Source organism: Methanobrevibacter sp. UBA188 (genome assembly GCF_905234905.1).
Taxonomy (GTDB): Archaea; Methanobacteriota; Methanobacteria; order Methanobacteriales; family Methanobacteriaceae; genus Methanocatella.
This window is the reverse complement of sequence record NZ_CAJOJM010000002.1, coordinates 44,882-60,043: the sequence shown is the minus strand read 5'-3', so window position 1 is coordinate 60,043 and position 15,162 is coordinate 44,882. Positions and strand designations below refer to the sequence as shown.

Annotated in this window: 15 protein-coding genes, 1 tRNA gene and 1 pseudogene; 12 read left to right on the top strand and 5 right to left on the bottom strand. The window is 33.7% G+C overall.

The annotated features are described in order from the left end of the window. Nucleotides 1–7: 7 nt before the first annotated feature. The 9 genes from QZ143_RS00710 to QZ143_RS00670 all read left to right on the top strand — a co-directional run bounded on the left by QZ143_RS00710 (nt 8) and on the right by QZ143_RS00670 (nt 8,819). Nucleotides 8–2,011: a V-type ATP synthase subunit I gene (locus QZ143_RS00710; protein WP_292606846.1), complete on the top strand. Its 2,004-nt coding sequence runs from the start codon at nt 8–10 to the stop codon at nt 2,009–2,011. A 63-nt stretch (nt 2,012–2,074) separates the two neighbouring features. Next, the gene (locus tag QZ143_RS00705) at nt 2,075–2,560 is read left to right on the top strand and encodes a V-type ATP synthase subunit K (RefSeq protein ID WP_292606848.1); all 486 of its coding nucleotides are present in this window, start codon (nt 2,075–2,077) and stop codon (nt 2,558–2,560) included. Nucleotides 2,561–2,578: 18 nt separating this feature from the next. Further along, entirely contained in the window at nt 2,579–3,190 is a 612-nt protein-coding gene (locus QZ143_RS00700; protein WP_292606850.1) for a V-type proton ATPase subunit E, read from the top strand. Between the two features lie 15 nt (nt 3,191–3,205). Beyond that, the gene (locus QZ143_RS00695) at nt 3,206–4,360 is read left to right on the top strand and encodes a V-type ATP synthase subunit C (RefSeq protein ID WP_292606853.1); all 1,155 of its coding nucleotides are present in this window, start codon (nt 3,206–3,208) and stop codon (nt 4,358–4,360) included. Beyond that, a complete protein-coding gene (locus tag QZ143_RS00690) occupies nt 4,357–4,674 on the top strand; it encodes a V-type ATP synthase subunit F (protein WP_292606857.1) in 318 nt (105 codons plus the stop codon). The genes QZ143_RS00695 and QZ143_RS00690 overlap by 4 nt, the downstream gene beginning before the upstream one ends. After that, entirely contained in the window at nt 4,671–6,413 is a 1,743-nt protein-coding gene (locus tag QZ143_RS00685; protein ID WP_292606859.1) for an ATP synthase subunit A, read from the top strand. Before QZ143_RS00690 ends, QZ143_RS00685 begins: the two co-directional genes overlap by 4 nt. 2 nt (nt 6,414–6,415) lie before the next feature. Continuing rightward, nucleotides 6,416–7,807 carry a V-type ATP synthase subunit B gene (locus tag QZ143_RS00680; protein ID WP_292606862.1) on the top strand — a complete coding sequence of 464 codons (1,392 nt, stop codon included), beginning with the start codon at nt 6,416–6,418 and terminating at the stop codon, nt 7,805–7,807. Nucleotides 7,808–7,835: 28 nt separating this feature from the next. Further along, nucleotides 7,836–8,522, top strand: coding sequence for a V-type ATP synthase subunit D (locus tag QZ143_RS00675; protein WP_292606865.1), 687 nt, complete (start codon nt 7,836–7,838; stop codon nt 8,520–8,522). A 147-nt stretch (nt 8,523–8,669) separates the two neighbouring features. Further along, nucleotides 8,670–8,819, top strand: a complete 150-nt coding sequence (locus tag QZ143_RS00670; protein ID WP_292606867.1) for a hypothetical protein — start codon at nt 8,670–8,672, stop codon at nt 8,817–8,819. On the opposite strand, the gene QZ143_RS00665 is transcribed toward QZ143_RS00670, so the two are convergent. The 5 genes from QZ143_RS00665 to dnaG form a co-directional block, all read right to left on the bottom strand. Continuing rightward, nucleotides 8,791–9,975, bottom strand: coding sequence for an ATP-grasp domain-containing protein (locus QZ143_RS00665; protein ID WP_292606869.1), 1,185 nt, complete (start codon nt 9,973–9,975; stop codon nt 8,791–8,793). The genes QZ143_RS00670 and QZ143_RS00665 overlap by 29 nt on opposite strands. A 29-nt stretch (nt 9,976–10,004) precedes the next feature. After that, nucleotides 10,005–10,076: transfer RNA gene (locus QZ143_RS00660), tRNA-Gln, on the bottom strand. Between the two features lie 60 nt (nt 10,077–10,136). Beyond that, a complete protein-coding gene (locus QZ143_RS00655; protein WP_292606872.1) occupies nt 10,137–10,523 on the bottom strand; it encodes a DUF1284 domain-containing protein in 387 nt (128 codons plus the stop codon). A gap of 44 nt (nt 10,524–10,567) precedes the next feature. Then, nucleotides 10,568–11,170 carry a biotin transporter BioY gene (locus tag QZ143_RS00650; protein ID WP_292880334.1) on the bottom strand — a complete coding sequence of 201 codons (603 nt, stop codon included), beginning with the start codon at nt 11,168–11,170 and terminating at the stop codon, nt 10,568–10,570. Between the two features lie 182 nt (nt 11,171–11,352). Further along, nucleotides 11,353–12,600 carry a DNA primase DnaG gene (dnaG, locus tag QZ143_RS00645; RefSeq protein WP_292606875.1) on the bottom strand — a complete coding sequence of 416 codons (1,248 nt, stop codon included), beginning with the start codon at nt 12,598–12,600 and terminating at the stop codon, nt 11,353–11,355. Between the two features lie 423 nt (nt 12,601–13,023). On the opposite strand from dnaG, the gene QZ143_RS00640 reads away from it, so the two are divergent. From QZ143_RS00640 to QZ143_RS00630, 3 genes and pseudogenes are all read left to right on the top strand, one after another. After that, on the top strand, nt 13,024–13,761 hold the full coding sequence (locus tag QZ143_RS00640) for an RraA family protein (RefSeq protein ID WP_292880274.1): 738 nt from the start codon (nt 13,024–13,026) through the stop codon (nt 13,759–13,761). A 116-nt stretch (nt 13,762–13,877) separates the two neighbouring features. Then, nucleotides 13,878–14,165: a Gar1/Naf1 family protein gene (locus QZ143_RS00635; RefSeq protein ID WP_292606882.1), complete on the top strand. Its 288-nt coding sequence runs from the start codon at nt 13,878–13,880 to the stop codon at nt 14,163–14,165. Between the two features lie 56 nt (nt 14,166–14,221). Further along, a pseudogene (locus QZ143_RS00630) lies at nt 14,222–15,142 on the top strand (transcription initiation factor IIB); the annotation flags it as partial. Between the last annotated feature and the right edge of the window lie 20 nt (nt 15,143–15,162).

Genomic DNA, 15,162 nt, shown 5'->3' with positions numbered 1-15,162 from the left:
AGATTATATGTTCAAGACAGCTAGAATGCGTAAAATTAGAATTGTTACACTTGATAAGTATGTAGCTCCGACTGTGGATGCTCTCCACGAATCAGGGCTTTTACAAGTCAGTGATATTTCTGATAGCGTTCAGCAAGATCCTGAATTAGCGGAATTAGTTACTCCTGCTAAAGCTACTCCATACACTGGTAAATTATCTTCACTTCTCATGAAAACAAATGGTATATCTGAACTATTAGGAAATTCTTTATCAGAAGGCCATGGGTTAAAGGACACTTTAATGTCTTTTATTAGTCCAGACATGCCAGTTCAAAAAGAAGTTGAGAAATTAGATACTGAAGCTTTTATTGAAAAAGCTGAAGACACTCTATCCCAGGTGGAAGCTAAAACAAGTGTTATAGAAGGAAAACTTACCGCACTCGACACTGAAACAAGTGAACTCAAGTCTAATAAAAGTTTGGCTAATCGCTTATCTAATTTTGACATGGATTTAGCTCTTTTAAAAGATTCAAAGTACACTTCTACTACTGTTGGAAGGATTAATGCTGAATCTACTTCAGAAATCAAAAATAAATTAAGTAACTTGACAGATGAATTAGATGTATTTACTGTTCCTGCGGATGATAAAGAAGGAGACATTATCGTTGTAGTAACATTAAATGAATTTAGTGATGAAGTTTATTCAACACTTCGTAAATATGACTTTGAGAAAATTGAAATAGGTAATGTTGAAGGTACTCCTCAACAGGTTATTTCAAATGCTGATGCAAGATTATTAACCATTGAATCAGAACGTGCTTCAATTAAAGCTGAATTGAAAGCCGTTGCTGAACAGTGGGATGATGAGATATTAGCTCTCAAAGAACAATTAGAAAATGAAAAAGAAAAGAATGAAATTCTTTCATCTTTTGTTCAAACTAAAGATGCTTATGTCTTTGAAGGTTGGGTACCAAAAAAAGACACTGAAAAAGTTGAACAATTAGTTGAAAAAAGTTCTGATGGACATTGTGCCTTTGAAACAATAGAGGTTGAAGGTACAGATGATGAAGATGTTCCTATTTTACAACAAAATGGATGGTATTCAAAACCTTTCGAATTCCTCGTGGATATGTACTCACCGGTACGTTATAACTCTATGGATCCAACAATTTTTGTTGCAATTACATTCCCGTTCTTCTTCGGGTTCTGTTTAACTGATGCATTTTATGGTTTATTCGTATCTCTTATTGGTGTTGTTTTATTACGTGGTTTAGGTAAAACCAGTGATTCCATGAATGCATTTGGTTGGATTTTAATCTGGTCTGGTCTGTGGGCCGTTGTACTGGGTTTGATAACCAATGGATGTATTGGGGATTTCGCTAGTAGGATTTTACATACTCAGTTGCCAACTGTATATGGGCCTGTTGACGCATTTAAACACCCAGATACTATTTTGAAAATAGCTATCGGTATTGGTGTTGTTTATACTAACATTGGTTTTATCTTAGGTGCTATTAACAACTTTAGATATGGAAATGTTAAAGAAGCTATCGGTTCTCAAATTTGTTGGTTTATATTTGAAGCTGGAATTATTTTACTCGCTTTAGGATATCTCATACCTTCAATAGGTATTATTGGTATGGTATTAGGAGGAGTATTAATAGTTGTAACCCTTGGAATGTTAATATGGGCTAATGGTGCATATGGTGTGATGGATGTTTTCGGTTTCATGGGAGATGTTTTATCATATGCTCGTCTTTTAGCATTATGTTTGGCTACAGGTGGTATTGCTATGACAGTAAACATCTTGGCTGTAATGGTTGATCAAATGATTCCTATGGTAGGTATAATCCTTGCTATAATCGTATTTGTATTTGGTCATATCGCAAACTTCTTGTTCCAAGTATTAGGTGCATTTATTAACGCTTTACGTCTTAACTATGTGGAATTTTTCTCTCAATTCTTCATGGAAGGTAAAGGTAAATTCGAAGCTTTCAAAGCAAAAAGGACATTTACAAAAATTAAAAATTAAAAATTTTTCATTTATATCTTAAATTATATTTAAAAATTGATATTATTTCAAAGGTGAATAAATATGGCAGAAATAGGATTAGGTGCTGCTTTAGCAGCTATTGGTGCTGGAGTAGCAATTGGTTTTGCCGGATTAGGTTCCGGTTTAGGTCAAGGTATGGCAGCTGCTGGTTCTGTAGGAGCAGTTGCAGAAGATAACGACATGTTTGCAAGAGGTATTATTTTCTCTGCATTACCAGAAACTCAGGCTATTTACGGTTTCTTGGTTGCAATCTTATTATTAGTATTCTCAGGTTTATTAGGTGGAAATGCAACTAAATTAACTTTAGAAGCAGGTATTATTGCTATCGGTGTAGGTGCATCCATTGGTTTCGCAGGTTTAGGTTCCGGTATGGGACAAGGTATCGCTGCAGCATCTTCCGTTGGTGCTATTGTAGAAGACAATGATATGTTTGCTCGTGGTATTATTTTCTCTGCATTACCAGAGACACAAGCTATTTACGGTTTCTTGATTGCTATTTTACTTATGGTATTCGGTGGAATCTTATAAGTTAAGGAGGCAATTTATATGAGCTCAGGCACAGATAAAATTGTTTCAAGCATTATGTCTGAAGCCCAAGAGAAAGCTGATGTAATCATTCAAGAAGCTAATGCAGAAGTTGCGACAATTACTGCAAAAGCTGAAAAAACCGCAGAAACTGAAAAAACCAAAATATCAGAAAATGGTAAAAAACAATCTGAAATGAGATATCAGCAAATTATCTCTGAAGCTAAGATGAATGCTCGTAGAGCAGAATTAGGCGCTAAAGAAGAAGTCATTGAAGCTGCTTTCGCAAAAGCTACTGATGAACTGAAAGCTAAAGCTGCTTCTGGTGATGATGAATATGAAGATTCATTAAGTAAAATGATTAAAGAGGCTGCTGATGAAATAGGTAGTAAAGATTTAATTATTCAATTAAATGAAGCTGACACTAACAATATAAAAGGTCAACTTTCAGGAAGCTCTACTTTCCAAGTTGAAGATATCACTTTTACATTAGGTGAACCTATTGATGCTATGGGTGGAGCTATTTTAAAAACAAGTAATGGTGATATTGAAGTAAATAACACTATTGAAGCTAGATTAGATAGATTTAAAAGTATCTTACGTAGTGAAGTTGCTGAAATATTATTTAAATAATTAGGAGGATAAATTATGGCAGATGAAATTGCTACTTTAATAAGTTCTGTTGGACTTACACATGAAACATTTCTTGTGTTCTGTTTAATGGCAGTTCTTATTGTTGGTGCAGTTATTGTAATCATTGCATCTAGACCAGTTTTGGACATTTATCCTTATCTTAACCCAAGTGCAAGAGTAAGAGCTAGAAAAGGAAGACTATTTAATGAAAAACAAATTTCTGAAATTGTTGAAACCAACAATGTAGAAGAAGTTGAAAACTATCTTAAAGGTATTCCTGAATATGCTGATGTTCTTGATGAATATCCTCTTGATAAAGCATTGGATGTTGAACGTGCTAATACTTATGACTTTATTGCAAGAATCGCTCCTAAGGAAGTAAAAGATCCTTTTGCTGTCATGTCTAAAAAAACTGACATAGACAACATTAAAAGTCTTTTAACTGCTAAGGAAGTTGGTCTTTCACCAGATGAAACTAAAGAATTATTAATTCCTTGCGGATCATTATATGGTGATTTGGAATCATTAGCTGATTCTGAAAAGGTAACTGATATTGTCACAAGTTTAGATGGTACTGAATATGCAGCTGCTTTAGAAGATGCTCTTCCACAATATGAAGAAACTAATATGATTCTTCCATTAGAATCTGCTTTAGATAAATATTATTTAGGCAATTTATTACGTTCTTCTGATGTTCCTGCTGATGAAAATAGACAAATTGTATATTCATATGTTGGAACTCAAGTTGATGTAGCTAATCTTAAATTAATTATAAGGGCAAAACAAGATGGTCTTGATTATGATCAAATTGCTCCTTATATGTTAGAAGAAGGATACCAATTACGTGAATGGAAACTTAAAGATTTAATGGAATCTCCGGATGTTACTAATGTGGTGTCTGGTTTAGAAGGAACAAAATATGCTGAAGCATTAACTGAGGTAATTCCAGTATATAATGAAACTGGTTCAGTAGCTGTATTTGAAAAAGCATTGGATGTTTATGCATCAAATTATGCAAAATCCTTATCCGTTAAAAAACCATTAGGTGTTGGTCCAATTATTGGTTATTTAAGTCAAAAAGAAAATGAAATTAAAAATTTAAAAATTATTGCAAGAGCAAAAAGAGAAGCAGACTTCCCTAATTCTAAAATCATGGAGATGTTAATATGAGTTCTGTAGCAATTATAGGTGATATTGACACTGTATCTGGATTTAGACTTGGTGGTGTCAAAAAAGCTGAAGTTGTTAACACTTCAGAAGAAGCTATCGCAGCTTTTGATAAATTTTTAGATGATGAAATTTCAATTATTATCATTACTCAATTAATGGCTAATGAAATACGAGAACACATTAATAGGAAAATTGGTTCTGATGTATTACCAATGATAATTGAAATACCTGATAAAGATGGGTCCTCAGAAGGATCATCTGATCAAATAAATGACCTTATTAAAAGAGTTATCGGGGTAGAGATGGTTAAATGATTATTGAAGGAAATATTATTAAGATTGCTGGGCCTGTTATTATCGCAGATGGTATGAGAGGGGCTCAGATGCTTGAGATGGTTAGAGTAGGTGATGAAAAGCTTATCGGAGAAATCATTGAGCTTGAAGGTGACACCGCTACTATCCAAGTATATGAAGAAACAGCCGGTATTCAACCGGGTGAAGTAGTTGAATGTACTGGTGGTCCATTGTCAGTAGAACTCGGTCCAGGTGTAATGAGTTCTATTTTCGACGGTATTCAAAGACCTTTAAGAATCATCAGAGAAGAATCTGGTGATTTTATTGCAAGAGGTATTGATGTAGATTCTGTAAACAAAGAGAAAAAATGGACTTTCAAACCTGTGGCTAAAGTTGGAGATGTTTTAAAAGGTGGAGACGTTCTTGGTGAAGTTCAAGAAACTACTGCAGTTTTACACAAAATTATGGTACCTCCAACACTTGAAGGTGAAGTAACCGAAATTGCTGCTGAAGGTGAATACACTGTATTGGAAGACATTGCTACTGTAGGTGGCGAAAAAGTTCAAATGCTCCAAAAATGGCCTGTTAAAAGAAGTCGTCCATACATTGAAAAATTAGATCCAGATATACCTTTAGTAACTGGTCAAAGAGCACAAGACACTTTCTTCTCCGTAGCTAAAGGAGGAGCAGCAGCTATTCCAGGTCCTTTCGGATCAGGTAAAACTGTTACACAACAACAATTAGCTAAATGGGCTGACGCAGATATCGTTGTATATATTGGATGTGGAGAACGTGGTAACGAAATGACTGAAGTACTTACTGAATTCCCATTCCTCGACGACCCTAAAACCGGTAATCCATTGATGGACAGAACTGTTCTTATTGCAAACACTTCCAACATGCCGGTAGCAGCTCGTGAAGCATGTGTATATACTGGTATTACTATTGCTGAATACTACCGTGACCAAGGTTACGATGTAGCACTCATGGCAGATTCAACCTCAAGATGGGCTGAAGCTATGAGGGAGATTTCTGGAAGATTAGAAGAAATGCCTGGGGAAGAAGGTTACCCAGCATACTTAGCATCCAGATTAGCACAATTCTACGAAAGAGCAGGAAGGGTAAAAACTATTGGTACTGAACCAAATGTTGCATCCATTTCTGTAGTTGGTGCTGTATCACCTCCTGGTGGGGACTTATCTGAACCTGTTACTCAAAACACATTACGTATCTGTAAAGTGTTCTGGGCGTTAGATGCATCTCTTGCAGATAAACGTCACTTCCCTTCAATTGACTGGTTACAAAGTTATTCTTTATATGTAGACAGTATTGAAGGTTGGTGGGCTGAAAATGTAGCAGCAGACTGGAGAGCAACTCGTGACCAAGCTATGGGATTATTACAAAAAGAATCAGAGTTACAAGAAATTGTACAATTAGTTGGTCCTGATGCATTACCTGAAACTGACCAAGCTACTTTGGAAACTACTCGTATGTTAAGAGAAGATTTCTTACAACAAAACGCATTTGATGATGTAGATACATACTGTGCTCCTGATAAACAGTACAAAATGTTAAAAACCATTTTATTATTCTACAAAGAATCTCTTGCAGCAGTTAACAGAGGAGCTCCAATTGCTAACATTGTAGCATTACCTGTTAAAGAAGAAATCGGTAAAATGAAATACATCCCACAAGATGAATTTGATGCAAAAATTGAAGAAATTCAATCCGCAATTACTAAACAATGCAGTGAGGCTTAAAAATGAATACAAATATTAAAACTAGAGAATATACTACTGTATCTGAAGTCTCAGGTCCTTTAATGGTTGTTGAAGGAGTAGAAGGCGTTGGTTACAATGAAATTGTAGATATTGAAACACCTACTGGTGAAAAAAGAAGTGGACAAGTTCTGGAAGTAACTAAAGATGTTGCTGTTATTCAGGTTTTCGAAGGAACCAATGACTTAAACACTAAAGATACCAAAACCAGATTTACCGGTCAAACCGCAAAAATCGGTGTATCCAGAGACATGATGGGACGTATCTTTAACGGTATTGGTAAACCTATCGACGGCGGACCAGAAATTATTCCTGATGAAGAATTAGATATTAACGGGGCACCAATGAACCCTGCTTCTCGTGAATTCCCTGAAGAATTTATTCAAACTGGTATCTCTACCATTGACGGAATGAACACATTAGTAAGAGGACAAAAACTTCCTATTTTCTCAGGATCTGGTTTACCTCACAACGATTTGGCTGTACAAATTGCAAGACAAGCTAAAGTATTAGGTGCAGACGATGAGTTTGCAGTAATTTTCGCTGCTATGGGTATTACAAACGAAGAAGCAAACTTCTTTATGAGAGATTTCGAACGTACTGGAGCTTTAGAAAAATTAACAGTATTCATGAACTTAGCAGACGACCCTGCTATTGAAAGAATCTTAACTCCAAAAATGGCTTTGACTACTGCTGAATACTATGCATTTACATTAGGTATGCAAGTATTAGTTATCTTAACAGATATGACTAACTACTGTGAAGCTTTAAGGGAAATTTCTGCAGCAAGAGAAGAAGTACCTGGAAGAAGAGGTTATCCTGGATACATGTACACTGACCTTGCTGGTATTTATGAAAGAGCAGGACGTATCGATGGTAAAGAAGGTTCAATTACTCAAATGCCTATCTTAGTTATGCCTCAAGACGATATTACCCACCCAATTCCGGACTTAACCGGTTATATTACTGAAGGACAAATTGTATTAAGTAGGGAAATCTCAAGGAAAGGTATTTACCCTCCTGTAGATGTACTTCCTTCACTTTCTCGTTTGATGAGTGGTGGTATTGGAGGCGAAAAAACTAGGGATGACCACAGTGGTGTATCTGACCAACTTTATTCTGCATATGCAGAAGGTCGTGAATTAAGAGACCTCGTTGCGGTTGTAGGGGAAGAAGCACTTACTGAAAGGGATCAAAAATTCTTAGAATTTGCTCAAGCATTTGAAGACCAATTCATTACCCAAAGTAAAGATGAAGACAGAACCATCTTTGAAACTTTAGATCTTGGTTGGAGTTTACTTAAAATCTTACCTAAAACTGAACTCAAAAGGGTTAAAGAAGAATTTGTTGAACAATACCTTCCAAAAGATGACTAGTCTCATTACAGTATATGTAGGTGATTAAATGGCACAAGATATTATAGATGGAATTAATCCAACTCGTATGGAATTATTGTCCCTTAAGAATAGGACAAAACTTGCTGTTAAAGGGCATGGTTTGCTTAAAGAGAAAAGGGACGCTTTAATTAAAGAGTTTTTTGATATCTTGGATCGTGTCAAAGGTATTCGTGAAAACGCAGAAAAAAGTCTAAGTGAAGCAAATGAAGCTTTACTTGAAGCTCAAATTGCAATGGGTGATTTAGCTGTTAGAAAAGCAGCATTATCTGTAAAAGAATCTATTGATGTTGATATTACTTCAAGAAGCGTTATGGGTGTTGCAGTACCTGTTACAGATGTCAAAATGGAAGAAAGGTCCATTATTGACAGAGGTTATGGATTCTCCGACACTACTATTCAATTAGACGAAGCTGCTAAAAAATATGAGGAATCTGTTAAGTACTTAATCGAACTGGGTGAAGTAGAAAAAACAATTTTCTTACTCGCTGAAGAAATCGAAGCTACTAAACGTAGGGTAAATGCTTTGGAACATATTATGATTCCAAGATTCCAAAATACTGAAAAGTATATTGATATGAGACTCCAAGAAATGGAAAGGGAAAACTTCGTAAGATTGAAAATGATTAGATCCACTATTGAGAAGAATGAAAAAGCGGCTGCTGAAGCTGAAGCAGCTAAAAATGTAGAAGCTTAAATTTTTCTTAATACTTCTCATTTTCTTCTATTTTTTTATTATTTTTTAATTAAAGTTTTAAAATTAATTTATTTTTAAAAAAAGTTTATTTAAAATCGTTACTGTAAAATATTTTTTTACTAGAAATTTGTAGAAAGTGTGTTTAAAATGAAAAGAAATCCAATTGACCAGTTTATGAAAGACCCTGATAATAAAGCTAGAGTATTCATGTGGATGACTTATGCAATGATTGCAACTACTTTTTTGATAACAATTGGAGCAATAATATTTATTTTGCACCTTGTTGGCTTTTTTTAGCTAACTCATTCACCTTTTTACTTGCTGATTCTACTTTTTCATATAATTTTTCAAAATCTTTATCTTTGTCAATTATTGTGAGTAAAGGTTCTGATTTTTCAGTTATCGATCCGATATGTGGTGTATCATAAATATTTTCTAAATCTATTTTTTCATATTTCATTCTTGTCGGTGAGTAAATGATTTTTTTATAGGAATAATATTGTGCTTTAGGAATTTCAATAATCTCTCCAAAACATGCTTTTATATGTGCATTGAGCATATTTATTCCCAATGATTTTTCTACGCATTCAAATGTTCCCTGAAGTCTGGGATTCATTTCGATTACATATAGTCCATTTTCATTAAGAATATAGTCCACGCCATTAGAGCCAATCAATTTGAATTTTTCTGCTAAATCCTGGGATGTGTTGGTCATCTTGTCATTTATTTTGTTGATATCTTTTACATTGGCCATAATGGATTTTTTGGTTAAAGGCAGAATATTTCCGACATATATAAAACTGTTATTTTTTTCAAAATCGTTAATTGTCAATAATCTTGAATTCATTATTGTTTTTGCACTATCTTTACTTGCAAGAACTGATGAACTTAAATTGATTCCGGAGACATATTCCTGAAGAATAAATTCGCCTTTGTTAAATTGAATATATGTGTTTTTATTTAACATGTTGATATCATACCCACCACTTCCTTGCACGGGTTTTAAAATAAATTGAATATTCTGATAATTTTTACTTATTTCAAATGCTTCATCTATATCAATTACATTAAAAGTCATTGGAGTTAAGAATTCATCTTTGATTTTTTCATAAAAATTATATTTGTTTTCAATATCCTTAACATTCTTATTTCCTAAAATCTTTTTTTTATGTCCTTTTGAAAAATCAGATGGGGAGATTCCTGAAATGGGTATGATGTAGTCGACTTCATCAAGGTAATCCCTGGAAATTTCTAAAATATTTTCGCTATTGAATTTATCTTCAAATACACCACAGCTCACTCCATCCTCTTCCTTTAGGATAATTTTTTGATTTTCAATAATTGGGGTGTCTGAAGTTGAAAAGTAACTTGTAGAATAAATCGTATAATTGAGCTTTAAAGCACTGTTAAGCATACTTCTAGTATCAATTCCAATAAGTAATAGCTTTTCCATAAAATATCATAAAAAATAGTTAATTGAAATAGTCCCGAGCGGAGTCGAACCGCCGTCTCCGGGTCCAAAGCCTAGAAGGATTACCACTACCCTACGGGACTATATTTGTTGTATTACAACATTTAATATATCTTTATCATGTAGTATTTAAAAGTATCGGTTCATAGTTTTTGATAAAACAAACATTTGTCATGCCATATGCATTTAGAACATATTTTACTCACCCTTTCTTTTGAATTAAATATGTTTTCAACTTTTTTAAATAAATCTATGCTATCATATTCCGTAGTTTGGTCAAATTCAGATAACACTTCATTATCCATTGATACGATTTTTTCGTTTTCATTATGATTTTGACATAAATTATCTTTCAAATTTGGGCAAGATCTGCAGATATCGTCCGGTCTGTTTGTAATTGAAATGGTTGTGCCTTCTGATTTTCTAGCTTGATTGATTTTAGTCATATTTTTAACAAAATCATCGTCATAGCCATATCCCTGAAAACCTTGGAGGCATAATAAATGATGACCTCGTAAAACAAGTTTCATAATATCAGTAAAATAAATAAAAAAAGAAAAGGTTTGAAACCTTTTTAGTCTTTTGGTAAAAATGCTTTAGATACAGAGGCTGCACCTAAAATTTTAACAATATCTCCAGCAATAAATGGAACAAGACCCATCATTAATAAATCGATTATTCCTAATGGTGCTCCTGCATAACTGGACCATAATGCAAGGCCTGCAAGACCTGGAATGTAAATTAATGCAAAGTTTGCAACACCGATTACTAGTGCCATTTTTGTAAAGTTACGGGCATCTGCATATTTGTCTCTAATTGCTCCAATGAAGTATGATGCAATTATAAATCCGATTAAGAATCCTCCAGTTGATCCGAGGAGTACTTCAATACCTCCGGTCATTCCACCAAACCATGGAATAAATGCAATACCTAAAACAACATATAATATTTGGCTTAAACATCCATATTTTTTACCTAAAAGTAAACCAGAACATAATACTGCAAATGTTTGTGCAGTTATAGGAACTGGAGTCCATGGGAGTGGGATAATAATTTGAGCCATTATACCTGTAAAACATGCCATCATTAATGACATGAGTAATTTAGTTGCAGTACTAGCATCTTCAATTCTTTCGAATACATTTTTTCTAGTACTATAATAATTATCCATATCGATATTCATTTTTATCCTCCAATTTCTAAATTCTATAATATTTCTGTTTATTATATTATATATTATTTATGAATTTTTTGCGATTTGAAGGATAGGTTAAGTTTAGCAATAAGCCGATTAAACAAAAAGTTTTGAAAAATAAGAAAAATATGGAAATAGTGATTCTATTTCCTAAAATGTGGTATTTAGTTAATAGTTATTAATTTCACATCATGTGGTTTTTTAACTATATTCATTGATTTGAATGCAACTAATTTTTTTATTCCTTTTTCGGAAGCTACATCAACTAATCTTTGGCTGATTACTCCATCAAATATGACACTATTAGCGGTCCCTTCAATACCTTTGATTTCTTCGTATATGTTTTCCACTTCAACCTCTTTGGTCATATTCAATGCTTCATCTAAAATAGCTCCACTGCCAGTGCCTTCAAATTCTTTTAACATATCTTTCATTAAGCTAACTTCATCATCTTCGACAGCTGGTTCTTCAACAACTTCTTCACGAGGAGTGAATTTTTGATGTTTTTTGGAATGTTTATTCTGATATTTTTTATTGTTGTTGTCTTTTTTATTAGAACTATTGGATTCATTCAGAATATTGTTTGTTGCTAAAAATTGTGCTGTAGGAACTTTATCTCTGAGTGCGACTAGAACTTCATCTTTTTCTAGGTCTTCAACTTCTTTTCCTTTTGGAGCACGTGTAATGTAGTCAACATCTCCGATTTGCAAGAGTTCTTTTAAGATAAGTTCTCCGCCCCTATCTCCATCTACAAATGCAGTGGTAGTTCTTTTCTTACTTAATTCACCAATTGCTTGAGGAACACTGACTCCTTCAACTGCAACGGTATTTTTAATACCATATTTGAGTAAGTTTAAAACATCACTACGGCCTTCCACTACAATAATTGCATCGGAAGTGTGTATGCTTGGGCCTGCAGGTAAACGATCATCTCCATATTCAGAGATTTCGTGAACTCTCATTGCTTCCCTTACCTCTTCAATCATTTTCATACTGGCTGGACCGACGCTTTCAACCATGTTTTTGTAGATTTCTTTTGCACGGTTAACAACTTGTTCTCTTTTGACTGCTCTTACGTCTTCAACTTTTAAAGTTTGAATTTGAGCTTCACAAGGTCCAACACGATTGATTGTTTCGAGAGATGCTGCGAGAATGGCGGTTTCAACTCTATCTAAACTGGATGGAATAACAATTTCACCTTTTGCCCTTCCGCTATTGGAATGAATGTTAACTTGGATTCTTCCAATTCTTCCAGTTCTTTGAAGTTCTCTTAAATCTAAATCGTTACTAAGTAAACCTTCAGTTTGTCCAAATACTGCACCAACAACATCAGGCTTTTCAACAATACCGTTGGCGGTAATTTGGGCATGAATTAAATATTTTGTTGTAGTTAATTCTTCACCTTTTCCCATTTTTAAGCCTCCTAAGCTTATTAATCGGGATAATTTATGTAATAACTAAAACTTGCATAAATTATACGATAAACATATTTTTTTATCTATTATACACTAGAAAAAGAGCCAATACATTTAGGAGCGTCACACAATTAAGGTTTTATCAATTCATTCCATATGATTTAATTTGAAATTTATAAAACTCGCCAATCTTCGATTCCTTAATATTTGATTTTTCTCCTGTCTTTGAATTAATTAATAATAATTTATAATAATGAATAATGTAAATAAACTCTTATGAGCATATAATAATTAAAGTATTTTTATAATACTACATGTCTTATATTGGTAAAACTAATATATAAAATGTGTCATATTGAAAAAATATTTTAACAAAGCAATCATAATATCTATTATGAAAAAAGAATATATGGTGAGCTAATGAGCGTAACTCCGAGTGATGTTTTAAATAAAAATAAAAATTTAGATAAGCGGGTTAATGTTGGGGATATTGATTTAAAAAATGTTACTGTTGATGATTTAAAATTTAATGGCGATAATTATAGGGAACATATTCATCTTTGTTCCTTGCTTGAAAATATATCTGCATGCCAAATTTCGGATGCATATAAAGGAATTTCACATCGTTCCGGAACTATAAAATCCATAAAACCTATTAATAATCTAAAAGTGTGGGGAAGCATTTTTACTGCTGAAACTACAAGTGATGATTGGGGAACTTCAGCTTTGGCTATTGATGCTGCAGGTTATGGAGATATTTTATTTTTCAAAGTCGATAATGATGAAAAAGCCATATGGGGTGAATTAGCATCTACTGCGGCTAAAAATAATGGAATTAAGGCAACCGTTATTTATGGATCCGTTCGTGATTTGGATGCTTTATTATATATGGATTATCCTATTTTTGCTTCCAATTTTGTTCCAAATGCTGGTTTAGCTCTTGGTTTGGGTACTTTAAACCAACCAATTGAAATTGAAGGAAATAACATAAATCCTGGTGATTTTTTCTTTGGAGATGAGACTGGAATTGTTATAATTCCTAAGGAATTGTTCAATAAAGTTATGGTTTCAGCGCTTGAAGTGAAATTGACTGAGTCAGGAATTGTAGAAAAATTGGCCAGTGGTATGACTTTAGCACAGATTACTGGCCTTAGATGAAAATAGTAAAACTTTTAAATATAAACTCATTTGGTATATAAATATTACCGATATGTTTATATACTACTTTTCTTATAATTATATAAACGATACAGATTTGATTTTAGTTTGATTATATGAAATTCTTAGGAAATAGTTTGCATATTGCAAATTCTGGTAAATTAATAGCTAGATCTTCTAAAACACCGTCACCTGGTGGAATTGTCTTTGACAGTAATAAAAATAAAATTGGGAAGGTTAGCTATGTTTTTGGACCAACAAAACAACCATACGTCTCAATTAGGTTATTTAGATCAGCCAATCGGGATCGTATTGCGAAAAATTGTGGTGAAAAACTATTTGTATCAAAACCAAAATCCAAAAAACCTAAAAAAAGGAGGATGAAAGCACGACACAAGAAGTAACAGAAGCTCCTAGAACTAGAGGTAGGAGATCTACAAGAGAACCAAGACAAGAAAAAGTTTTTGATGATAATAAACAGACTGTATGTCCTGAATGTGGTTCTGAAGAATTAATTGGTGATTATGAAAGAGCAGAAGTAGTTTGTGCTCGTTGTGGTTTGGTTATTGATGAAAACCTTGTAGACATGGGTCCTGAATGGAGAGCATTCGACCATGAACAAAGAGATAAACGTACAAGAGTTGGAGCTCCAATTACTTACACTATTCACGATAAAGGTTTAAGTACCATGATAGACTGGAGAAATAAAGATATCTACGGTCGTGATATTCCTGCAAGAAACAGGGCTCAATGGTACAGATTAAGAAAATGGCAAAGAAAAATCAGAATTTCCGGTGCTACTGAAAGGAACTTAGCATTTGCATTAAGTGAACTTGATCGTGATTCTTCAAGATTAGGTCTTCCTAGAAGTGTAAGGGAAGCCGCATCTGTTGTTTACAGAAGTGCAGTAGATAATAAATTAATCAGAGGAAGAAGTATTGAAGGTGTGGTTGCTGCTTCATTATATGCAGCATGTCGCCGTTGTAATGTTCCGCGTACTCTAGATGAAATTGCTGAAGTGTCAAGAGTTACTAAAAAAGAGGTAGGTCGTACCTACAGATTTTTAACTCGTGAATTAAACATTAAATTACCACCAACTTCTCCAGTTGATTATGTTCCAAGATTCGCATCAGAACTAGGACTTTCCGGTGAAGCACAATCCAAAGCTATTGAAATAATCGAAAAAGCTATGGAAAAAGGTTTGACTTCAGGAAGAGGTCCTACTGGAGTTGCTGCAGCTGCATTATATATTGCATCCGTTTTACTTGGTGAGAGAAAAACCCAAAGGGATGTTGCAGATATTGCAGGTGTAACTGAAGTAACCATACGTAACAGATACAAAGAATTAACCGAACAATTGGAAATGGGTGTAACTTTATAGATTAATTAAATTTTTTAATT